Below are 23,459 nucleotides of genomic sequence, written 5' to 3' on the forward strand. Positions count from 1 at the left end.
CGCTAATATTTTCTCCTATTAATTGTCTTCTTTATTGGATATCTTTAAGCAAATATCCAATTCAAGCGAATGAGCAACGATCCTAAAACCAAAAAATTCAAGCAATGGCTTGATATTCTTCAACAGGAAAGTTGGCAATTGGAACTGATAATTTCAGGTTTTGCAATTTATGGACTGTTCATGATTATCGAACCCATTGAAATTGCGAATGTAGAGGCCCAGTATGACAACAATATGTCCCGCGTTTTTATTATGCAGGGACTCGAGATATCATGGTATATATTGACCATTAACCTTCTAATCCACGTTATATTAAGAGGCTTGTGGATTGGAGCGGTGGGCTTGCGCTATGTTTCTGGCGATATAGACTATGATGAATTAAACTATAGCTCAAAATTTAGGGAACATCTTACGAAGAGAGTTGGTTCTTTCGACAATTATGTTGCAAAGTTGGAAAAGTATTGTAGCGTCATTTTTGCCGTTACTTTTTTATTGCTCTTTTATTTACTTGGCTTATTGGCATTGGCATCTTTGTTTACAGTGCTAGGTATATCTGTTGATGGTGAACGATCATCAGATTTAATACGCTACTGGATTCTGATTCCTTTGATTGTGTTTTTGGGTATTGGTTCTTCACTCACGTTCATCGATTTTGTTACTCAAGGTTGGTTGAAAAAGAAGAAATGGACAACGTGGTTTTATTATCCAATCTATTGGGTATTCAAATATTTGACTTTGTCCTTTTTGTATAGGCCAATTGTCTATAATTTCTTGGATACCAAATTTGGGCGCAGACTAAGCCTAGTGTTGGTGCCACTATATATAGGAGTTGCAATTATCGCGGGAACTGGTTTTAGTACCTCTAACTACTGGCATAAGGATTTAAATTCGAACACTATAATCGCCAACAAGGAGAATTATGATGATGCTGTACTAAAAAACACCAATTATGTCCGACTGGCTTCGATTCCGTCTAAAGTAATTTCTGATAACTTTTTGAATGTCTTTGTTTTATATGGGAGTACCGTTGAAGATGATGTATTTTATTTCAACAAAGATTTAAAGCCTGATATAGATAATCGAGGCCTGTATTCCACTTTTGAGACCGGAAAGGTGCAAATAAAAAATCGAGATTCGCTTTTAAGGACATACATGTCTACTTTACAAGAAATGTATCGACTAAAAATTGATACCACCCAATATGATTTTGAATTTGTGTATTCTTTAAATAAAAGAGAACAGGAAGGCTTTGAAACCTACTTGGATATTAGTAACCTAAATAATGGCAAACATGTCTTGGAAGTGTCCAGAAAGGATCACTCCAATGATGAAGTCTACTATAGACGTATCATACAAATCCCATTTTGGTATTATCCAGAATAGTATTTAGTAAATACAATCCAGCTTATTCTTTATGATTAACTTCGAGTAAACCTAAACCTATGAAATCTAAATTAACCTTTCTATTTGTTTGCATGACATTGATGGTCAATGCACAACAAGGTCAGATAAAAGCTTTAGTCGGCGGTACTTTAATTGATGGATTTGGTTCTGATCCAATTAAAAACAGTGTGATTCTTATAGAAGGCGAGCGTATAAAAGCTGTAGGTACCGTGGAGACCCTTCCAGTGCCTAAAAACGCTGAAGTGATTAGTACAGAAGGAATGAGTGTCTTGCCAGGTTTGTGGGATATGCATGTGCATACCATGATTAATGGACATGCTGATTATGCCTATTGGGATAAAACGTATCCACCTTTATTTGAAGATGTGATAATGCCATCATCCGCACATCAGCTACTAATGGCTGGGGTTACCAGCGCTAGGGACCTTGGTGCACCGTTAAAAGAGAGTATTTCTGTTCGGGATCGCATAAATAATGGCGAGATACCTGGCGCTACTTTATATGTCTCGGGCCCTTTTGTCCAACATGAGCCATATCCTGGGACCGAGGATTTTAGATGGGGTGTTGATAGTCCTGAGGATGGACGTCGGAAAATTAGAAAATTAGCGAACGCAGGAGTAGATGTGATCAAGCTTATTGATCATGATCAAATGACTATGGATGAGCTTAGGGCCATAGTAGATGAAGCGCATAAGCATAATTTGAAGGTAGTGGCTCATGGCCACAGGCCTGAGGAGATCCGAAGAGGAATTGAAGTAGGTGTGGATTGCTTTGAACATACAGGATTATCCTCTGCCCCAAGGTATCCGGATGATGTTATGGAAATGATCAAAGAGCGAACTGCCCAAATGAACAAAGGCCCATTATTCTGGTGTCCTACTGTGGAGGGCTTATACAATTATGAATATGTAAGGGATAATCGTGAGAAGTTGGACAACGATTCATGGCATTTGGGTCTACCGGATAGTGTGATCACAGATATCAAAAACAGTATTAAACATCCAGATCGCTTACCCTATTTCCAATTGACACCTTCGCGAAAACCGACGTTAAAAACGAAAATCCAGCAACTTTTGGATGCTGGTGTAGTATTGTTGGTAGGGACTGATAGCGGAATACCCATGAAGTTTCATAGTCAATCCACTTGGAATGAACTTGATGTCTGGGTAAATGAATTTGGAATAGATCCAATGTATGCAATTCGAGGTGCTACCTATTGGCCGGCATTGTGGATGGGTGTTGCAGATGATGTTGGAACCATAACCCCGGGGAAATATGCAGATATTATTGCGGTGGATGGTGATGTTCTTCGATACATCAGTTTGTTGCAGGATGTGGACATGATCTTTAAGCACGGTAAGCAATACAAGTAATCTTTGGATTCAGAAGAACGATTGTTGGTCTTAGAGGAAAAATGGAATGCGTATTCGCATGGTCTTGGAGTACTATTAGGTGTTATTGGCCTGATTGTTTTCCTTAATCAAGACCTAAAATTCAATTATGGTCTTACCAGTATTTTGGTTTACAGTATTTCCGTGTTACTCTTGTTTTCTGCCTCTACTGTTTATCATGCCGTGCACGGACCTGAATTGAAATCCAGATTCAGGATATTGGACCATATCAGTATCTACTACTTAATTGCAGGTACCTACACACCTGTTTGTTTACTGGTATTGGAACCTTCAAAAGGCTGGTTGCTGATATATCTGGTTTGGGGTATCGCTATATTTGGAACCTTCTTAAAGTTTTTCTTCACCGGTAGATTTGAGAAGCTTTCATTACTGCTTTATGCCGTTATGGGCTATTTGGTGGTTTTGGATTATGTTTACTTATCTAAAAATCTTTCCGATGATGGACTGCTCTTGATGGGATTAGGGGGAGCGTTTTATACGATGGGTATATTCTTTTATGCCATGAAACGAATTCATTTTAATCATTTTATTTGGCACCTATTTGTACTAGGCGGAGCAATTAGTCATTGGTTTATGATATATCTTATAATCAAGTCTTAGGATTCTAGAACAAAAGAGAGGCAAGCTATTAAGCTTGCCCCTTTTAAAATGTTCTAATAAAGTAATAAAAAAAATCTGCCTAAAAGGCGTAAGCTGGAATGAAAACCAGGCCATTGTATTGTACTTCCGATGAGGATTCAAACTTTACAATTTCTGTCATTTCGTTGGTCTCCAAATCTATTTCTGATAGATGAATGTCACCATCGGCATCATTAAAACAGGTAGCATAAATTTTACCTGTTCTATCTTTCACCAAGTTTCTAATATAGATATCTGAATTACTCTCAACACCGGTAAAATCAACGAGAGTCAATTCGATCGCTTCAGTTATCTCTGCATTTAAATTTGCTTTAAAAAGATTTGCCGGATTAACCGCGCCATTTCCAACAATTAGTTCATTATTTGTATTCCCATAGACCAAACCTAGGCCACAACAAATGGTATTATCGCCTGAAAACAGTTTCGGTTCAGAATATGTTCCCGAAGTATCAAATTCTAGAAGCGCTTGCCCATTTCCTTGGCCTTGGGAAATAGTGGCCAATATGGTGTTTTCAGGTGTAACTATAAGGTCTGCAATGCCTGCCCAATCATCTTCTGCGTTTGCATTGATAACCGTTGCTTGTTTAGTTTTAGGATTCACAATGTGCAATTTCGACTTGGTTTGGGAAAATTTTGAGGTAGAAATATAGATTTGATGGTCATTATAGTTGTATACTACACCCCGAATTCTCTCAAGACCAACCTCACCTTCCAATATTGTGAATGAAGGTGTCATTCCGCCATCAGTTAGATCTACGATTGAAAATTGCCCTGAATGGCGGTTCACGACCAATAGCTCCACCTTGTCTTCCACGGCAACATTAATTACAGGATTGGCTTGTTTCACCACAAATTTGGCTAGGGCATTTTCGGCATCTGCTGGTACTGGAGTTGAATTGGACCAATCAAAATAAAAATCATCTTCGCCAATATCTTTAGATCCATTATTGATTTTAATCCAGAGTTCGTCACCCGTGGACATGTCTTGGGGTTGCTCGGAAGAGTAAGATTCACCATTGTCAATTGAATACATTAAACTCAAGGCCTCAGGCGCAGTATATTCATTATCATTGATAGTGGCTGAGGCAATGTTGTAAAATGTTTCGGTAGGTGTATCATCATCTGTAGGAGTTGGGGATTCGTCTTTACCGCAATTCAATAGGGATAGACCAAGTCCGATAACCAGTGTGTGAAGGGCAATTCTTTGAATTTTCATTGTATTAAGGTTTACGGGTTATGCAGCGAAAGTAGATGCACAATCCGTACTCATTTTACCCTAATGGATAGAACCCCGATATGAATTGATGAATGCGCCTTTTGAGTTGACGGAAGATGTTTAGCTATCAGAGAAAATAGGCCAAACCAACGCCCAAAATAATGACAATCAATTTTCGAAGGTTAAAGGAATGTCCTTGCGAACTTTCAAAAAGGATGATCGTCGAAATATGAAGAAATACGCCGATGGCAAGTGCAGTCAAATATTGGCCATGTTCACTTAACCACTGGGAGTTGTTCGCTAACAAGCTGCCTAAAGGTGTCATTAGGGAGAAAGCAATCATAAAGAACAACTTAAGCCCATAGACCATGTTTGAGTTCAGCACAAATATGCCCAAAACTATGGCCACAGGTAACTTATGGATTACTATACCATATAAAATAGGTTCGTTGCCATGTATTGGTGTACCTTCAATCAAAGCATGGATGGATAAGCTCAAAAACAAGAGTATTGGAAATTTCCTGTCTGCCAAATCCAAATGTAAATGCCCATGCTCTGCTCCTTTGGAGAAAAATTCCAAGAAAATCTGTAACAATATTCCAGCTAAAATAAATACGGCAATGGTGCGCGAATCATGGTGCTCGTAAACCTCAGGTAACAGTTCAAAAAATGTTAGTGCCAATAAGAACGCTCCACTAAAAGCCAATAATAATCGAACATGGTTTTTATTCTTGGGCTTGGCCAACCATACAAATAAGAATCCTGCCCAAACAGCTAGAATGGGAATGAGATACACAAAATACACTGGGATTTGCATGGTAAATTTTAAGGGCGTAAAAATAGCCTATTTTTGCCGAAACACATTTTCCGATATGGCAGGAAATTATAGGATGTTGGCCAAGACCTTATTTGGATTTGAACCCTTGTTGGCCAAAGAATTACGAAATTTAGGTGCAGGAAACGTCCAAGAGGGCGTGAGAAATGTATCTTTTGACGGGGATTTAGGTTTTATGTACAAGGCGAACCTCTGTTTACGAACAGCACTGAAAATCATGAAGCCAATCTCACGTTTTAAGGTTTCACATGAAAAGGAGTTGTATCGGAATGTATATGCCATTGATTGGCCGCAGCTTTTTGGCAAGGACAAGACTTTTGCCATTGATACCACAATGAGTTCAGATGTTTTCCGAAACTCCATGTTTGTTTCCCAGCGTGCCAAGGATGCCATTGTGGATAAGTTTAGGGAGGTCACCCGTGAACGTCCCAATGTAGACTCGCATGACCCGGATGTACGTATCAATATCCATTTATACCGAAACAATTGTACAGTTTCCTTGGATAGTTCAGGTACATCATTGCATCAAAGGGGGTATAGAATTACTACAAATATTGCTCCAATCAATGAGGTGCTGGCCGCTGGTTTGATCATGCACAGTGGGTGGGATGGTCAGACCGACTTTTTAGACCCTATGTGTGGTAGTGGAACTATTTTGATTGAAGCTGGGATGATTGCTTGCAATATTCCGGCGAATATCAATCGAGAATCTTATGCTTTTATGCGTTGGAACGATTATGATGCGGAGCTACACGAAAAAATCGTAAATGCCAGTTTGAACAAAACAAGAGAGTTCCATCATAAAATCATTGGCTATGACAAGGCTCCCTCTGCTGTACGTAAAGCCCAAGAAAATGTGGAGATTGCCAATCTTGAAGATTACATTTCCATAGAGCGAAAAGATTTTTTCAGAACAGAAAAACCTGTGGATTCCAAATTGCACATGGTTTTCAATCCACCTTACGGAGAGCGACTCCAAATAGACCCGGAGGTATTTTATGGCAAAATAGGAGACACTTTAAAGCAGGCGTATCCAGGTACGGATGCTTGGTTGATAAGTTCAAATTTGGACGCCTTGAAGCATGTGGGCTTAAAAACTTCAAGACGCATTAAGGTATTTAACGGAAAGTTGGAATCCAGATTGGTGATGTATGAGATGTATGCAGGAAGTAAGAAAGGAAACACAGGGGCTTAATTACATTAATTTTTTATTGATGTGAAATCAATTAACTTTATAAGTCTCAAATTTGAAGCGATATGTCCAAAAAAAGCAAGTTGAAAAAGGAATTGAAGAAAGCCAAAAAAGAAGTTTCTAAACAGAAGAAGAAGGCTAAAAAAGCTCTGAAACTTGTGAAGGCTTATAAAAAACAAAACGTGAAGAAAAAAGCCATTCAAAAAGCTGCCAAATTAGCTAAGCTTCAAAAAAAGGAAGTGAAAAAGGCAGAGAAAAAGGCAAATCTGGCTAAGAAGGCATTGAAGAAAGTGGCCTAGTAAAGCTACTTAAAAGAAATGGGGCACTGAAGCTCCTTTTTTTCTGTTTTTAAAATTTATTTATCTGACCAAATTGCAAGTTCATTTCCGGAAGGATCTTTAAAATGAAACCTGCGACCACCAGGGAATGAAAAAATCTCTTTTACAATTGCACCACCTGCGTTTTCTATCTCTTGTTGAATGTGTTCCAGATCTTCATGATAAAGTACCACCAAAGCACCTTGGCTAATTTGTGCTTCGGTAAGTTCAAATCCACCTTGTAGACCACTATTGGAAAATGCAGTATATGTTGGGCCATAGTCTGTAAAGTCCCATCCAAATATCTTGGAATAAAACGCCTTGATCTTTTGAAGATCATGAGCTTTGAATTCAACGTAATCAATGTGTGAATTTTGCATTGTCTAAATTATTGGTTATCTGGTGTAGGAGGAGTTTCTTTCTTCTTTCTGGATTTTTTGTAGAACGGAATCATGTACGATAAGGTGTAATTGTAGCTAACTCCAAAATTACTGCCATCGGTCACTCGGTTGAATCCAGGTATCCATAGGTTTGGGAACCTTTCACTTTCGGAATTCGTTACCAAAAAGCCCAAACGCGCGCTCATTCCCACATAAATATTGGCAAAAAGCTCTGCCTTGATTCCTATCACCATTTCCAACCAAGAAGCACTCAATCCACTGAATTCTTCCGGTGCATTCACCCCAGGGAAGAAATCATCTGGATTAAAGAATCGGTTGCTATCAAAAACTTTATAATCGTTAAGTGTTTGACTAAAAGTTGCATACGAATATCTACCGCCAATAATGATGGCATTGCGCATTCCGAACCAGTTTTCATAGGTATTAAGGTCAACCCCTAGCTTTAAATAGCTTCCTTTGGAAGTGTAATTATAAAGCGGCGTGTTGCCCAAGTCTTCAAAGATTGTTTTTTCTTCGTTACCAAGTTCTCCGGCCAAATAGAGTTTTTCCGTTAAACGAAAATCGCCCACGACTTCAAACCCTGTATAATCCTCATCAATAAATGAAAACACCAATCTATTAAGGTCTGCACCTATGCGCAAACCGTATTGTTCTTTATAGGCTACTGTATCTTTTTGCTGAAGATCAATAGGTTCGCTTTGTGAAATTCCCATTAACGGGAAGCACAAGAAAAAAAGGCTAATGAAATATTTTGACATGGATATTTTGCGAGTTTTCAACCGTTTCTTGTTCCACAGTTATATTCTGAATCCAATTGGCTGCATTGGCAGGAAGTGTCACCGATATATTATCAAAGTTGGCCACAAAGCCACAAGCCTTTGAAACAAAGTTTTCCCGAACCTCATAATTTATCGTTAAGGTATCGATGTTTCCAGTTTCTTCCCCAGTATCCGCATCATCAGCAGAATCCATTATAAATGCAAATTGTGTACTAACCTCATTGATTCGCAATGGAACACCAATGGAATCCAATGCGCTACTGCGGTCTGCTATCGTATTGATGTTACTGTCGAGTATGACCTCCTTGATGCGTAATGATGGTACTTCCTTCGCCATAGTCTCGTCTGTAGCATCAAAAAAACCTATTACCAAAAGCGGGGTGTCGCCATCTACACAGATATCGTCTTTCTCGCAGGAAATTGCTTGCAAAAGCAACATAATAAATAGTAGGCTGGGGAGTATTTTTTTCATGAAAATTTTAAAACCAAGGTTATCAAAGATTATACCCGTTTTTCCAAAAGTACAACATTTTCAACGTGAAAAGTTTGTGGAAACATATCCACTGGCTGCACTTTAACAACGCGATATTGTTCATCTAGTAGTGCCAAATCCCTCGCTTGGGTTGCGCTATTGCAACTCACATAGACAATTTTCTTTGGAGCAGCATTTATTAGCTGTTCCACCACTAGTTTGTGCATACCATCCCTTGGAGGGTCCGTAATAACGACATCTGGCTTACCGTGGGTTTGTACAAATTCAGAGTTAAAAACATTTTTCATGTCTCCAACATGGAATTCCGCATTGGAAACTTTATTCATGGATGCGTTGGCTTTTGCATCTTCAATTGCTTCGGGTACGGATTCCACACCTATTACTTTTTTGGCATTTTTAGCCACAAATTGTGCTATAGTCCCGGTTCCAGTGTATAAATCATACACGATTTCATCACCAGTCAGTCCGGCAAAATCCCGTGTTACCTTATATAGCTCATAGGCTTGTTCAGAATTGGTTTGGTAAAAAGATTTGGCATTAATTTTAAATTTCAATCCCTCCATTTCCTCAAAAATGTGATCTCTTCCTGAAAAACATACCACCTCTTGATCATAAATGGTATCATTTTGTTTTTCGTTGATGACATAAAGTAGGGAAGTGATTTGCGGAAATGTATCTTTTAAATGATTGAGCAAGCGTTCGCGCAGTTCCTTGTTCTCCTTGAAAAATTGAATCAATACCATGACTTCCCCTATACTCGTGGTTCTTATCATCAAGGTCCGTAATAAGCCCTGTTGACTTCTAGGATTGAAAAATTCCAAACCATGGTTGATTGCGAAAGTTTTGGTTGCCAGACGAACTTCATTACTAGGATCAGCTTGTAAGTGACATTTTTTTATGTCAAGGATTTTATCCCACATGCCTGGAATATGGAAACCTAGCGCGTTCTTATCTTCAATATCGGTATTGGAATCAATTTCCTCTTGTGTAAGCCATCTACTACTGGAAAATGAAAATTCCATTTTGTTGCGATAGAGATATTGTTTGTCTGATCCTAAAATTGAATTGGTTTGGGGCAATTCGATTCCTCCAATTCGTTTTAAGTTATTTTCAACTTCCTTTTGCTTGTAGTCCAGCTGGTGTTCATAAGCCATATATTGCCACTTGCATCCCCCACAGACGCCAAAATGCTCGCATTTTGGTGCTGTACGTTTTTCCGAAAGCTTATGGAAATGTGTAGCAACACCTTCAAAATAGGCCTTACGCTTTTTTGTGGTCATTACATCCACAACATCCCCGGGTACGGCATTGGTAAGTAAAATAACCCTTCCGTCTGGTGCTTTTCCAACAGATTTGCCTTTTGCTCCGGCATCTACAACATCAACATGTTCAAAGGTCTGTCGCCTCTTTTTTCTACGCATGGGGCAAAAATAACCATAGGTTTCCATTCGGAACAACTAACTTGTAAAAATGTGCTTCATAATATTTGATACAAAATTTGAACCTTTTCCATACCGGCACGTCCTTGTATTAGAAGTATGAAAAAAACGCAATTTGTTTTTGACGGATTATTGGTTTTGGAATTCCAAAAAGGGAGCCAAAAATCTTTGGAACTTTTGGTGAAAAGGCATCATAAGAGACTTTGTAATCACGCCTTTGGTTTTACCAAGAACATTGAAGTTTCCAAAGACATTGTTCAGGACTCCTGGAGGGTTATCATCCTTAAATTGAACGTTCTGAAGGATCCAAATAGTTTTAGTTGTTGGGCGACCAAAATAGTATCCAGAAAATGTTTGGACCATCTGAATCGAGAAAAACGGAAACATAGAATTCTTAATAATATTAAAGCTGAGGAACAACAGCCAAAGTTTGATGGAAATGTTCAAGAATCGAAATTGCAGGAAGTAGCAAAGGCGATCAAATCATTACCGGAAAACCAGCAGCAAATCTTAAAACTGTTCTATACACAGGACTACCGTTTGAATGAAATCTCGGAAATACTTGATATTTCGGTCGGTACGGCAAAATCGAGGTTGTTTCATGCTAGAGAAAAATTGAAGAAAATCTTAAAAAACGAAGACCATGAAAAATAAGATGGAAGAAATTGATGAAATGATTAAAGAAGCCTTGACACAGGAGGAAGCTAAATTCTATGATGAACTTGGGGAACAAAACATGATGGGCAAATTAGGTGGTGTTTTCAAAGGAAAGATGGCATGGTTAGCCATTGTCATGAACATTGCAAATTTAGGTGTTTTAGGATTCCTTATTTACTGTTTAATTGGTTTTTTCAATACAGATGTTACCCAAGAACTAATAAAATGGGGACTTGGGATAATGGCCAGTTTGGCATGTATGAGTATGATTAAGTTGTATGTGTGGATGCAAATGGATAAAAATGATGTACTGCGTGAGCTAAAGCGTTTGGAGTTGCAGATTTCCGCACTTTCGCACGAGAAGTGAACATAGAATTCCTTGGAATTGGACAAATAATTGATATTTTTGCGACTCTACTAGGGATGATTTCTCTCCCACGCTGCTTTTTCGAATCCTCGAAAGAATAAAGGTACAGAAGGAATGGTTGTTTTATAAATTTAAAAATTACTAAAATGGCTGTTTTAGAACATCTAACATCGCAGCAAGCGATAGATCTTGAGAACAAGCACGGAGCCCACAATTATCACCCACTACCTGTTGTTTTGAGCAGGGGGGAAGGTGTTTATGTATGGGACGTTGAAGGAAAAAAGTACTATGACTTTTTATCGGCCTACTCGGCTGTAAACCAAGGACACTGTCACCCTAAAATTGTAGGGGCTATGGTGGACCAATCAAAAACCTTGACACTTACGTCAAGGGCATTTTACAATGATAAACTTGGGGCATATGAGGAATATGTGACCTCATTGTTCGGTTTTGACAAATTGTTACCCATGAATACGGGTGCGGAAGCCGTGGAAACCGCAGTTAAAATTTGTAGACGCTGGGCTTACCAAAAAAAGGGTATTCCAGAGAATCAGGCTAAAATAGTGGTATGCGAAAACAATTTTCACGGACGTACGACTACGATTATCTCCTTCTCCAATGACCCTGTTGCCAGAAATGACTATGGTCCATTCACCGATGGATTCATTAAAATCGAGTATGACAACTTACAAGCTTTGGAGCAAGTACTGGAAACCAACAAGGATATTGCAGGATTCTTGGTAGAACCGATACAGGGAGAAGCTGGAGTATACGTTCCGACAGAAGGATATTTGAGAGCCGCACGTGAGCTTTGTGCAAAACACAATGTATTGTTTATTGCGGATGAAGTTCAAACTGGTATTGCGAGAACAGGAAGAATGCTTGCTGTAGACCATGAAAATGTAAAACCTGATGTCTTGGTTTTAGGTAAGGCACTTTCAGGAGGTGCTTATCCAGTTTCGGCAGTTTTGGCCAATGATGAAATCATGGATGTGATTACACCTGGTAGTCATGGAAGTACCTTTGGAGGAAATCCAGTTGCAGCCGCTGTTGGTATAGCAGCTTTAGAGGTGGTTCAAGAGGAGCAATTGGCAGAAAATGCCATGGAACTGGGAATTTTATTTAGGGAAGAGCTAAATAAATTTATTCCAACCTGTGATTTGGTGACCAAAGTTAGAGGTAAGGGATTGTTGAATGCTATATTGATCAATGATACCGAAGATAGTGACACTGCTTGGAACATCTGTTTGGCACTTAGAGATAACGGATTGTTGGCAAAACCAACTCATGGCAATATTATACGATTTGCACCACCTTTGGTTATGAATCAAGAGCAACTCATGGATTGTGTTTCAATAATCATAAAAACATTACAAGAGTTTGAAAAATAGAAAAGCCCCAAAAAGGGGCTTTTTTTTTATCACAATTAGTTCTTTTTAAGGAGCTGCGGAACCGTTTTTAGCCCTTGCCCGTCTTAATTGTCGTTGGATTTTTCGAATTGCAGATTCAATTGACTTCTCTGGTTCTATGATGTTATACTGTCCCCAGAAATCAGGGTCTGAAAAACCAACAGCTTCTTCACTTAAAATGATTGATTTCTTTAGACGCTCTCTCACTTTAGGTAACTGACCATCCAAGTTTTTCTCCCAATCAGTAACAGCCATTTCTGCGGTCATACTATATACGGAATTGAAAAGTTTGTCTTCCCAGTCCACTTTGAATTCCAAAAGTACATTGCTGTAACCATAATACCATCTTCCTCCCTTTTCCCTGTAATCAACCCTGTATGCAACCTCTGTGGGCCACACATCCACTTTTGCAGGTTTTTTTCGTACAAACAAACGTGCAGCTAAGTTTTTATCGGTAATATTCAAAGTATAGATCGCACTTGTAAGGGTTTTATTGGCAACATCAATGAAGAGCTCCCCCTTGTAAAGTGGGTCTTTGATGCTTTCGTACTGTTCAAATTTGATGACAAATACGAGTTTATCATTAATACGTGTTGATCTGCTGAATTTAAATCTATAGTCCTCTATGGATCCATCAGCAAAAATATACTCTGGATATTTCATGATATCCACATATAGTGTATTGAAAGGTCCACCTTGCAATTTCAAGGCAACAGTATCCAATTTACTGTAATCCGTACTTTTTCTTGCTTTGTAGAGCTCAACAGCATCCTTGCGCAAAGAACTGTAAGGTGTTTTATAAATGTTCACAACGGCCTCGGAAAGCGATACATTCTTACGTCTCTTTTTTATGGTTTCCCGATAAAATGCCGTCATTAAAGTGGGGTCATCAAAATAGTTGTCCCCGCGGCGCGCCAGTGCTTCCTTCACCAATGCGGCGGCATCTTTGGGTGCATTGATGTCTACCTCACCTAATGCTGTCACAGAAACCAAAAGGGAAATTTTATTCTTATTGTTTTTTAAACTCGATAGGGGAATGTTTTTGCTTTGGTAACCCAAAAAAGAAACGACTACCGTACCATCCGTTATATCTTCAGGAACCTTTAGAAGAAAGTTTCCTTCGGTGTTGGTTATTGTACTTATGTTGGTACCTTCAACCGATAGCGTTGCGAAAACCAACGGTTTTTTTGAAGATTCGTCAAAGACTTCACCGCGGTATTGCTTAGCTGCTCCTTCAGTTGACTCTTCAGATTGGGCCATTAGACCAGTTGGAAATGTCAAAAGAGCAAATAGTGCAATGCTGAAAGGAAGAACCCCAATACGTCTTAATATTGATAGAAAATATGAACTCATAACCTTGTATTTTATTGATGAACTATCTATAAAGATACAAATTTTTGAAATTCATCTGGCATATAAATGCGCACGCAACGTATTCGAAATCAATACTAAAATTAGTTAATCCACCATGAAAAGTGCGTTGGCAAAAAACAGTTTTCCATTCTCCCAGAATCCTCTGAACAACGGATTGTCTACCATGTACACTACTTGGCCTTGACCAACATTTTCGACGCCATATACCAGGGTATTTCCAATTTTCTTTAAAGCTTCACTACCAGCGAAACCTGATACTTGTTTTGGATTTTCGCCAACCAAATAGGCAGCGTTCCCGGAATTTAAATAATCGTAACTGGCATTCCCCAGTTTCAAGGTAAAGTAATCTGAACCATAACCGTATGCTAAGGGGTGTGTGTTATCTACTTTTGCCTTGAAAATAGCTCCGGTGATTGCATTTTTGATGCGTTCACGCTGACCATTGCTATGCGGTTGAGGTTGGTTGTTGGTTTTTTCTTCGTCAGTTTCCTTCTTTTTGATACCAAAGCCCTTGTCGCCATCAATACCGTCTATGGCGCCACCCATGGCAATTAGCTTACCACCACTGGAAACCCATTCCTTGAGTTTTGATAATTGCCCTTCATTAAAATGTGCTCCATAACGTCCACCAGGAAGAATAAGAATATCGTACGTATCTAAATCAACTCTATTTACATATTCACTGTCAAGAACCGTAATTGGATATTTCAATTGTTGTTCGAAAAAATGCCAGATTTCTCCAAACCTTAAAGTAGACGTAGGTTCGCCTGAAAGTACAGCGATTTTAGGATCATTGATCATTGCTACATAAGGTGACCCAAAATCTTTACCTGAATCTACAAAACCAGTGCTGGCAGGAACCAACTCTTGCTTAAATGCTTTACTAATAGCGGTAAGATTGGATTCAAAATCCGCATTGTTTTGATTGTCCCCTTTTGTAATTATCAAACTCCCTCTTCTGAAGGATCTTCCCTCTAACGAAAATGGATGATGGGCTTTACGAACTCTAATTCCACTTTTTAACAAGGCCGCTAAAAATTTAGCATCATTCATACTATTCCAATCAGCGATATACGCATATACCTGATTATTGATGGTATTGGTGATTGTTTTAGATGTCGGTGTACTTTCTGGAATCAAGGAAGTGGAAGCTATACTATTTAGTCCATAAGCATAAGGTAATGACCATGCCGTAATATCATAAGTAACTGAATCACTAAGTTTGGCGTCAGGCTCAAACAATACTTTTACCAAGGTGCCTTTCGCTTGATTGGTGGAAACTACCAAACTGTTATTCGACACAGACATGCTACCGTTGGTTCCATTTTGGTAATTATAACCTTTAACGGTACTGGAAGTTGGTACTCCATATCTTATCTGGTGTTTTTGGAGCAATTGCTTCAAAGACTCAATATGGTCCGCATTACCGCTCATCACATAACTTTTGTATTTGAAATTTTTATTCTGGTAAAACTTCCGGAATTCGGTATTCAATTTATCCGCATTCAAATGAGAAACCTCTACCGTTGATAAACCAGTCGTATGATGATGTGCTATTCTGTCCTTTAAGGTAAGCGTATCACCAATGCTTGTGATTACACCGAGTCCACCACGACCGCTACCGCCTTGTTCGTAGGTCATCCCAATAGCCCCATTATACGTAGGGTAGGTGTCGCCATAACTTGGATAGAGTAAATCAAAAAACTCTTTGGTAAAATAAAACCATCCATTTGCATCAAAATATTTGGCGTGGTTTTTACCCAAGGTAACCTGAAAATCCCGCTGAAAATCTGTAATAACCTCGTGATAAGGTTCTGCAGCAGGGGCGAAATAGTAAGGGTTGTCCACCCCTTGCTCGTGAAAATCCACATGTACATGCGGCAACCATTTGTTGTATACTTTAAGACGTTGCTGACTTTCCACTTGTGTCAGCCAAGCCCAGTCCCGATTTAAATCGAACATATAATGATTGCTTCTTCCACTCCACCAACCTTCATTATGTTCTTTGCTATTGGGATCTACTTGGTATGGCGCATTTTTGTATTGATTGTACCAATTGCTATAGCGATCACGTCCATCTGGATTAATACAAGGATCCATAATTACAACTGTATTTTCCAAATACGATTTTTTGGTTGTAAGTAATTCGTAAATGGTTTGCATGGAAGATTCAGTGCCCACACTTTCGTTGCCATGCACGTTATAGCTCAACCAAACTATTGCTTTAGACCCATTACCGTTTTCGTCCAAATCTTTTAAGTGTTCCTCTCTTATTTGTTCTAAGTTGGACATATTTTCTGCCGAAGAAAGGTAAGCCAACAGTAGCGGTCTTCTTTCATTGGTCTGTCCGTAGGTAGTCAACTTCATCATGTCCGGCGCTTGTTCAGCCAGATACTCAAAATAATCAACCACTTCATGATGTCGCGTAAATTCAGTACCAAGCTCATAACCCAAGAATTCCGAAGGGGATTTTAAACTTTGGGCTGTTAAAAATGAAGCGGTTAGAAGAAACAATGAAAATAAAAATCTTGTCATATGTGCGTTTTTAGCGGAATCCAAATCTAACAATAAAATCCAGATATGGCAGGGTGGAGGATAGGTTGGAAGACGGTAATTAACTTATTTTTAGGAAGAGAAAAAAAGAAGAGAGCTATCTTTAGCACTTCATTTTAAAAATTGATGGAAGTAGAGTGTATACCCTTTAAGGAAACAGGTTATTTTTCAAAACTGATTTGTGACTATTTGGATCAAGACGAAAATTTAAAACCCTTCTATAACCGATTTCCCAAACTCGAAAATTTTGAAGCACAACTAAAGGAAAAGGAAAAGAACTTTCCATTGCAAAACAGGGCCATACTGGTTAATGCGTTAAAAAATCAATATACCGAGGTTACAGCTACGGAATGCACTATCGAAAACATAGATTTATTAGGGAATGCTAACACATTCACCGTAGTAACAGGCCATCAATTGAATTTGTTTACCGGCCCTCTATATTTCTTATATAAAATTGTATCCACCATAAATTTGACGGTGCAATTGAAGGAAAGGTATCCAGAGCGTGAGTTTGTACCTGTTTATTGGATGGCCACAGAGGATCATGATTTCGACGAAATCAATTATTTCAATTTTCAAGGCCAAAAAGTACAATGGAATCGAGATGCTTCTGGAGCGGTAGGTACTTTGGATACAGAAGGCTTGGAAGCTATAATGGATAGTTTTTCTTCAAGACTAGGTTCAACCAAACGGGCTGAAGCGATAAAAGCATTGTTTCAGAAAGCGTACTTGGAACATTCTAGTTTGACCGCAGCTACACGTTACTTAGCGAATGAGCTGTTTGGAGCATATGGATTAGTGATTGTTGATGGTGATGACAAGAGATTGAAGGAGCTATTAGTGCCATACGCCAAACGGGATATTTTTAAAAATGAAGCGTACACCACGGTTGAAAAATCAATAAAGAGCTTAAGTGAAATCAATCCTGGGTATAAAATCCAAGTAAATCCACGAGAAATAAATTACTTCTATCATAAGGAAGGCATTCGGGAACGACTGGTAAATAAAAATGATGGTTTTGAAGTGGTGAACACGCAAATTCGTTTTAGCGCTTCCGAATTGGAAAGCGAGCTAGAGGAATTTCCAGAGCGTTTTTCGCCTAATGTAATAGCCCGGCCCCTATATCAAGAAGTCATTTTACCTAATCTGTGTTATATCGGAGGTGGTGGAGAATTGGCATATTGGTTGGAGTTAAAGGATTACTTCGAAGCGTTTGGAGTTACATTCCCAATGTTACTGCTACGTAACTCCGCATTGGTAATCACCGAAAAACAGAAAAACAAAATTGACAATCTCGGTCTTAATGTCGCTGACTTGTTTTTAAAACAAACTAGTTTAATCAATAAGAAGATTAGAGAAATTTCTAATATAGATATCGACTTTTCGCCTCAAAAGAAACTGTTGGAGGAGCAATTCCAACATATGTATGAATTAGCGGAACAAACAGACAAGTCCTTCGTTGGTGCAGTAAAAGCACAGGAAGTAAAACAAAAACAAGGTCTTGATGCATTGGAAAAACGTCTCTTAAAGGCTCAGAAGAAAAAGCTTCGCGATCATGTAGTTCGTATGACCGATATTCAAAATGTACTATTTCCCAATCAATCACTTCAAGAAAGACAACTCAATTTTTCAGAGTTATACTTGGAAATAGGTGATGAATTGGTTGAGGTTTTAATACAAAGCTTGGATCCACTTTCTGAAAACTTCTCAGTTTTAACAGTTTAGATCTATTATTTTATCGAGTACAGTTAGCTGTTATTCAGTGATTTAGATGTAGAAACCGCTTTTTTTCAAAAAAAAACCAAAAATGAGGTAGGGTAAATGACCAACTAGTTGTTTTACTACTGAAAATTGCTATGAATTTTTTTAACAATTTGAGTTGGTAAACTCATATGTTTAGGTTGGTTTTGATTTTATTTTAAAGCCCCGGAGTGGTTCCCGGGGCTTTTTTCTATTTTGGTTTGAAGTAATTACCGGAGATCAAAACAAATCCTTGAAATGGGATTTGATTTCGAATAATGTGGCTTCTGACATGCTATCAAATCGTAAGTCGGCATGTCCCAATCGTTCTTCAGGTCCAATTCCAACACTATGGAAACCACCGGCCTTGGCAGCGTCAACACCACTTTCTGCATCTTCAAAGACGATACACTCTTCGGGTTGTAATTTTAGTTTGTCGGCACCATATAGGAAGATATCTGGAGCAGGTTTACTCTTAGAAACGCTATTCCCGTCTCCAATCACATCGAAATAAATATTGGCATTTAACTGCGCAAGAACTTTGATTGCATTTTTGCTAGCACTACCCAAAGCTACATTATAACCTTCTGTTCTTAGATGTGTCAATAATTCCCGCGCGCCTGGGAGGTAGTCATCAGGCGTCATATTTTCCAGACTTGCAACGTAAATATCATTCTTTTTCGTGGCAAGTTCAGCTAGTCTGTCTTCTTCTAAACTTGTATTGTTATGCTCAAGAATAACTTTTATGGAATCCATTCGAGAGATTCCTCTGAGTTTGTCATTCACTTGGTAATCAAAGTCCCAACCCATTTCATCAGCTAAGGCCTTCCATGCTTCGTAATGCAATTCCGCAGTGTCGGTTATTACACCATCCAAGTCGAAAATAAATCCTTTTATCATAGTCTAGTTCGTTTTGGACGGCAAAGAAATGGCGAAAATTGTTAAGAAAAAAACCACATTAGGTTATATTGCTGTTTATAGCATCCATTTGATTCACTGAAAATTAGGAGGATAACTAAAAAGCCAGCGGTGGATTTTTTAAGAAAATCTAGGTTATTGAACCAAAATCCATTGGTATTTCCAGACGTGGAAAACCTTTTGAAAACTTCTATTAAATATACCTTAAAAGATACTTTTTCTAGTCGGGCAAATTGCTATTTTTGCCCATGCATAACAACGTACTTATCCTAGACTTTGGCTCCCAGTACACCCAGTTGATTGCACGAAGGGTTCGCGAGCTTAACATTTACTCAGAAATTAAACCGTATAACAATCCTCCTAAGGACTTATCCATTTATCAGGCGGTAATATTATCAGGCTCTCCGTTTTCTGTAAGGGCCGAAGATGCACCCCAACCGGATTTAAGTCAAATTAAAGGAAAAAAGCCACTATTGGGTATCTGCTATGGTGCCCAGTATTTATCCCATTTTAATGGAGGTAATGTAGCCCCTTCGGCGACTCGTGAATACGGTCGCGCCAACTTGTCTTATGTAAAGGAAGAAGAACAATTCCTAAGCGGAATTTCTGAGGGTAGCCAGGTATGGATGAGTCATAGCGATACAATTAAGGAATTACCGGAAAATGCTGTGCGACTGGCTAGCACACATGATGTTGAGAACGCCGCCTACCGAATTGAAGGGGAGGATACCTATGGTATCCAATTTCATCCGGAGGTATACCATACAAAAGATGGGAAAAAGCTATTGGAGAATTTCTTGGTGAACATCGCTGGCTTAAAACAGGATTGGACACCAGATGCTTTTGTGGAGACAACCGTTGCAGAGTTAAAGGAAAAGATTGGTGATGAAAGGGTGATATTGGGATTGTCAGGTGGTGTGGATTCCAGCGTTGCTGCAATGCTACTTCATAAAGCTATTGGAAAGCACCTTCACTGCATTTTTGTGAATAATGGATTGTTGAGGAAGAATGAATTTGAGAGTGTTCTAGATCAATACAAACATATGGGGCTGAATGTGAAGGGTGTGGATGCTTCGGCACGTTTTTTGGAAGCTTTGAAAGGTGAGTCGGACCCAGAAACCAAGCGTAAGATTATTGGAAGGGTATTTATTGAGGTTTTTGATGACGAGGCACATAAAGTAGAAAATGCAAAGTGGTTGGCACAAGGGACCATTTATCCAGACCGAATTGAATCGGTTTCTGCAAGTGGAGGACCATCGGCTACTATTAAGAGCCATCATAATGTAGGTGGTTTACCAGATTATATGAAATTGAAGATTGTAGAACCTTTGCATTTATTGTTCAAGGATGAAGTAAGACGGGTGGGCCGAAATTTGGAAATGGATCCAGCCATACTTGGAAGGCACCCATTTCCTGGGCCAGGTCTTGGTATTAGAATACTGGGTGACATTACCGCGGAAAAAGTGTCTATATTACAGGAAGTAGATGCCATTTTTATTGATGGATTGAAAAAATGGGGACTTTATGATAAGGTGTGGCAGGCCGGAGCCATGCTTTTACCCGTAAATAGTGTAGGGGTCATGGGAGATGAACGCACTTATGAAAAATGTGTGGCATTAAGAGCCGTTGAAAGTACGGACGGGATGACAGCTGATTGGGTGAATTTACCCTACGAATTCTTGCAAAAGACCTCTAATGATATAATAAATAAGGTCAAAGGCGTTAATAGAGTAGTGTATGACATTAGTTCTAAGCCGCCAGCAACTATAGAATGGGAATGAAAAAGCAGTTTTTAATATTTGGATTCGTGGTGTTTTTCTTAGCCACGGCAAGCATTTCAGCACAGAATTACACCACTCATGCTGTTAAGGAGGGCGAAACCTTACAAAGTATTTCCCAACAATACCGGGTAACGCCTTATACGATATTGCAATCCAATAAAGAAATCAAAACAGCTTCGGATATAAAACCGAACACCATCTTGATTATACCTTTAAACGGAAGTGTTGTTCAGCAAAAAACCGAGATACAAGAAGCTGAAAAGGTTGAAAAAGTGGAACCCATGGGTTTCACACGACATAGGGTGCGTAAACGTGAGACATTGTTTGGTTTAGCACAGCGTTATGACATTACGGAAGATCAGTTAAAAAAGCATAATTCGCAGTTGTATGCTGAACCGTTAAAAAAAGGAATGATACTTCAGATTCCGATATACCCAGAATTAACGGAAGAAGAAGAACGAGCCTTGGATTTTGAAACCTACACCGTCCAGCCCAAAGAAACCAGATGGAGTATTGCCAATAAATACAATATCACCGTGGACAGTTTATTGGGTTTGAATCCAGAATTGGATAAAACTTCGGATTATTTGGCAATAGGCCAAGAGTTGCAACTTCCACGTCCAAAGGGCGATAGCTTGGAACAGGAGATAGATCTATTTACCTCTTTTACGGTACCTGCTAAACAAACGTTGTACAGTTTAGGTGTGGAATATGGCATTCCTTCAGATTCCATTATCAGGTTGAACCCTGAAATTATGGAGCAGGGTGGATTAAAAGAAGGTATGGTTTTACGTTTACCAAAAAAACGTGACACTTCAGGTGAAGTAAACACAGATAACTTTATTTTTTATGAGGTTAAACCAAAACAGAACCTATTCCGCTTAACCCAAAACCTGAATTTAAGTAGAGAAGAATTGTTTGCCCTAAACCCAGAATTGGAAAACGGTCTAAAGGCTGGTATGGTGCTGAAGCTTCCTAAAACCAAAGAATCTGATCTTGAGGTGAAAAATGCCTTGATCATTGATAAAATAAATCTCTTGGATAGCATTAGCATAACCAACAAACCCAAGTTGGTCTTTATGCTGCCGTTTAGATTGGATCGTATCAACCTCAATGATCGAAAGAAAACAGAAAGTCAACTAAAGACAAGAAGGGATTTAAAACTCAGTCTAGGGTTTTATTCCGGTGCTATGGTAGCATTGGATTCCATTCGAAAAATGGGAATTTCTGTAGATGTTGCTACTTATGATACCCAATTGAGCCAGGCCAAGGTGAAGGAAATATTGTTCCGCGAAAATCTTTTGGGTGTAAATGCGGTTATTGGACCTGTTGCTTCCAGTGCTTTGGATGAAGTAGCCGTGCAAGCTGCCACTAAGGGAATTCCCGTGATTTCTCCAACTGCGGCGGATAGTCAATTAAGTCATTGCAATGTATTTTATTCCAAACCTAAAGATGGAATTCTGAGGAAAAAGATGTTGGACTACTTGGCCAAAATCCACACCGATCAAAATGTGGTCATCATTGCAGATTCAACGCATCATGTTGCACATGATTCCATTCTTTCAAAATTTCCGGCAGCTCAAATTGCGAAAGTAATTGATAACAAATCTTTGCATTTGGATGAGTTCTTGATCATGTTGTCTGAGGAAAAGGAAAATTGGGTATTCTTGGAAACAGATCAAGCTAATATGGTCTCAAGTGTGAGTTCAATTCTGAATTCGGCAAATACCGAGGAGATACCAGTTCGCATGTTCACTACAAATTATAACACGGCCTTTGAGCACGATGCAGTCTCCAGTACCCATCTGTCCAATTTAAGATTTGCCTACCCAAGTTTTTACCGGGAAGTTGGTTCAGACGCTTTTACTAGGGCATACAGGGCTAAATACAGGGGATTGGCGCCAGATCGGTATGCGGTAAGGGGCTTTGACGTTACTTTTGATGTGTTATTGAAATTGGCACACAAAAACAATCTTTTTGAGACTTCAAAGATTGTTGGGCTGACAGAATACACGGGAAATAGCTTTAATTATTATAACGAATATGCATCAGGTTTTTACAACAGGGCTGCATATCTTATGGAATACGATAGTTTACAAATCAAGGAAATACAATTGGATGACCTCTAAAGTTACTTATCAAGGAGAATTACGTACGACCTGTCTTCATCTCAGGTCCAACAATGAATTTGTCACGGATGCACCAGTGGATAACAATGGTCTTGGTCAAGCGTTTTCACCAACGGATACCGTAGCCACCGGATTGGCGAGTTGTATGCTAACCATGATGGGCATTAAAGCTAGGGATTTAGAGGTGGACCTAGCTGGATCTACAGCAGAGGTTACCAAGCATATGGCGGCCAATCCGCGCCGAATTTCAAAAATTGAAGTCAAAATGACTTTCCCTATAGCTGTGTCGGATAAGCACAAGAAAATTCTAGAAAACACTGCCAACACTTGCCCAGTACATTATAGTCTTCACCCAGATATAGAAAAGGTAATCGAATTTAATTGGGGAGAATAGGGAGCAT

At 39.0% G+C, this 23,459-nt stretch carries 21 protein-coding genes; 12 read left to right on the forward strand and 9 right to left on the reverse strand.

What is annotated here, in order from left to right; genetic code table 11:
• Positions 1-69 precede the first annotated feature (69 nt).
• Genes M3P19_RS14830 through trhA form a run of 3 tightly spaced genes read left to right on the forward strand, consistent with a single transcriptional unit; the run spans position 70 to position 3,416 of the window.
• Positions 70-1,383 (forward strand): hypothetical protein, encoded by a 1,314-nt coding sequence (locus M3P19_RS14830; protein ID WP_249658479.1) that lies wholly within the window; start codon positions 70-72, stop codon positions 1,381-1,383.
• 59 nt (positions 1,384-1,442) lie between these two features.
• Positions 1,443-2,777 (forward strand): amidohydrolase family protein, encoded by a 1,335-nt coding sequence (locus M3P19_RS14835; protein ID WP_249658480.1) that lies wholly within the window; start codon positions 1,443-1,445, stop codon positions 2,775-2,777.
• Between the two features lie 3 nt (positions 2,778-2,780).
• Positions 2,781-3,416 carry a PAQR family membrane homeostasis protein TrhA gene (gene trhA, locus M3P19_RS14840; RefSeq protein ID WP_249658481.1) on the forward strand — a complete coding sequence of 212 codons (636 nt, stop codon included), beginning with the start codon at positions 2,781-2,783 and terminating at the stop codon, positions 3,414-3,416.
• Positions 3,417-3,495: 79 nt separating this feature from the next.
• Here trhA and M3P19_RS14845 read toward each other — a convergent pair whose 3' ends face one another.
• Both M3P19_RS14845 and M3P19_RS14850 read right to left on the reverse strand, forming a co-directional pair.
• Positions 3,496-4,671 (reverse strand): hypothetical protein, encoded by a 1,176-nt coding sequence (locus tag M3P19_RS14845; protein ID WP_249658482.1) that lies wholly within the window; start codon positions 4,669-4,671, stop codon positions 3,496-3,498.
• A 127-nt stretch (positions 4,672-4,798) separates the two neighbouring features.
• A complete protein-coding gene (locus M3P19_RS14850) occupies positions 4,799-5,488 on the reverse strand; it encodes a ZIP family metal transporter (RefSeq protein WP_249658483.1) in 690 nt (229 codons plus the stop codon).
• 55 nt (positions 5,489-5,543) lie between these two features.
• Between M3P19_RS14850 and M3P19_RS14855 the strand changes: the two genes are divergently transcribed.
• Together M3P19_RS14855 and M3P19_RS14860 are read left to right on the forward strand one after the other, a co-directional pair.
• On the forward strand, positions 5,544-6,701 hold the full coding sequence (locus M3P19_RS14855; protein WP_249658743.1) for a THUMP domain-containing class I SAM-dependent RNA methyltransferase: 1,158 nt from the start codon (positions 5,544-5,546) through the stop codon (positions 6,699-6,701).
• 62 nt (positions 6,702-6,763) lie between these two features.
• Complete coding sequence (locus tag M3P19_RS14860) at positions 6,764-6,997, forward strand: hypothetical protein (protein ID WP_249658484.1); 234 nt, start codon at positions 6,764-6,766, stop codon at positions 6,995-6,997.
• 56 nt (positions 6,998-7,053) lie between these two features.
• Here M3P19_RS14860 and M3P19_RS14865 read toward each other — a convergent pair whose 3' ends face one another.
• Genes M3P19_RS14865 through rlmD form a run of 4 tightly spaced genes read right to left on the reverse strand, consistent with a single transcriptional unit; the run spans position 7,054 to position 10,109 of the window.
• Positions 7,054-7,395, reverse strand: a complete 342-nt coding sequence (locus M3P19_RS14865; RefSeq protein ID WP_249658485.1) for a VOC family protein — start codon at positions 7,393-7,395, stop codon at positions 7,054-7,056.
• Between the two features lie 8 nt (positions 7,396-7,403).
• Positions 7,404-8,174 carry a DUF6048 family protein gene (locus M3P19_RS14870; RefSeq protein ID WP_249658486.1) on the reverse strand — a complete coding sequence of 257 codons (771 nt, stop codon included), beginning with the start codon at positions 8,172-8,174 and terminating at the stop codon, positions 7,404-7,406.
• Positions 8,155-8,667 (reverse strand): DUF6452 family protein, encoded by a 513-nt coding sequence (locus tag M3P19_RS14875; protein WP_249658487.1) that lies wholly within the window; start codon positions 8,665-8,667, stop codon positions 8,155-8,157. Before M3P19_RS14875 ends, M3P19_RS14870 begins: the two co-directional genes overlap by 20 nt.
• A 29-nt stretch (positions 8,668-8,696) precedes the next feature.
• Entirely contained in the window at positions 8,697-10,109 is a 1,413-nt protein-coding gene (rlmD, locus tag M3P19_RS14880) for a 23S rRNA (uracil(1939)-C(5))-methyltransferase RlmD (RefSeq protein WP_249658488.1), read from the reverse strand.
• Between the two features lie 117 nt (positions 10,110-10,226).
• Between rlmD and M3P19_RS14885 the strand changes: the two genes are divergently transcribed.
• From M3P19_RS14885 to rocD, 3 genes are all read left to right on the forward strand, one after another.
• Complete coding sequence (locus M3P19_RS14885; protein ID WP_249658489.1) at positions 10,227-10,781, forward strand: RNA polymerase sigma factor; 555 nt, start codon at positions 10,227-10,229, stop codon at positions 10,779-10,781.
• A complete protein-coding gene (locus tag M3P19_RS14890; protein ID WP_249658490.1) occupies positions 10,771-11,151 on the forward strand; it encodes a DUF6768 family protein in 381 nt (126 codons plus the stop codon). Before M3P19_RS14885 ends, M3P19_RS14890 begins: the two co-directional genes overlap by 11 nt.
• 146 nt (positions 11,152-11,297) lie before the next feature.
• On the forward strand, positions 11,298-12,542 hold the full coding sequence (gene rocD, locus M3P19_RS14895; RefSeq protein WP_249658491.1) for an ornithine--oxo-acid transaminase: 1,245 nt from the start codon (positions 11,298-11,300) through the stop codon (positions 12,540-12,542).
• Between the two features lie 45 nt (positions 12,543-12,587).
• On the opposite strand, the gene M3P19_RS14900 is transcribed toward rocD, so the two are convergent.
• Together M3P19_RS14900 and M3P19_RS14905 are read right to left on the reverse strand one after the other, a co-directional pair.
• The gene (locus M3P19_RS14900; RefSeq protein WP_417953933.1) at positions 12,588-13,913 is read right to left on the reverse strand and encodes a carboxypeptidase-like regulatory domain-containing protein; all 1,326 of its coding nucleotides are present in this window, start codon (positions 13,911-13,913) and stop codon (positions 12,588-12,590) included.
• 105 nt (positions 13,914-14,018) lie between these two features.
• The gene (locus tag M3P19_RS14905) at positions 14,019-16,469 is read right to left on the reverse strand and encodes a M14 family metallopeptidase (protein WP_249658492.1); all 2,451 of its coding nucleotides are present in this window, start codon (positions 16,467-16,469) and stop codon (positions 14,019-14,021) included.
• Positions 16,470-16,613: 144 nt separating this feature from the next.
• Between M3P19_RS14905 and bshC the strand changes: the two genes are divergently transcribed.
• Positions 16,614-18,215: a bacillithiol biosynthesis cysteine-adding enzyme BshC gene (gene bshC / locus M3P19_RS14910; RefSeq protein ID WP_249658493.1), complete on the forward strand. Its 1,602-nt coding sequence runs from the start codon at positions 16,614-16,616 to the stop codon at positions 18,213-18,215.
• A 255-nt stretch (positions 18,216-18,470) separates the two neighbouring features.
• Here the strand turns inward: bshC and pgmB are convergent, their stop codons facing one another.
• A complete protein-coding gene (gene pgmB, locus M3P19_RS14915; protein ID WP_249658494.1) occupies positions 18,471-19,130 on the reverse strand; it encodes a beta-phosphoglucomutase in 660 nt (219 codons plus the stop codon).
• Between the two features lie 266 nt (positions 19,131-19,396).
• On the opposite strand from pgmB, the gene guaA reads away from it, so the two are divergent.
• Genes guaA through M3P19_RS14930 form a run of 3 tightly spaced genes read left to right on the forward strand, consistent with a single transcriptional unit; the run spans position 19,397 to position 23,452 of the window.
• Positions 19,397-20,929, forward strand: coding sequence for a glutamine-hydrolyzing GMP synthase (guaA, locus tag M3P19_RS14920; protein WP_249658495.1), 1,533 nt, complete (start codon positions 19,397-19,399; stop codon positions 20,927-20,929).
• Positions 20,926-23,058, forward strand: a complete 2,133-nt coding sequence (locus M3P19_RS14925) for a LysM peptidoglycan-binding domain-containing protein (protein ID WP_249658496.1) — start codon at positions 20,926-20,928, stop codon at positions 23,056-23,058. Before guaA ends, M3P19_RS14925 begins: the two co-directional genes overlap by 4 nt.
• A complete protein-coding gene (locus M3P19_RS14930; protein WP_249658497.1) occupies positions 23,048-23,452 on the forward strand; it encodes an OsmC family protein in 405 nt (134 codons plus the stop codon). The genes M3P19_RS14925 and M3P19_RS14930 overlap by 11 nt, the downstream gene beginning before the upstream one ends.
• Positions 23,453-23,459 lie beyond the last annotated feature (7 nt).

The organism is Flagellimonas spongiicola, from assembly GCF_023502425.1.
GTDB classification, from domain to species: Bacteria; Bacteroidota; Bacteroidia; order Flavobacteriales; family Flavobacteriaceae; genus Flagellimonas; species Flagellimonas spongiicola.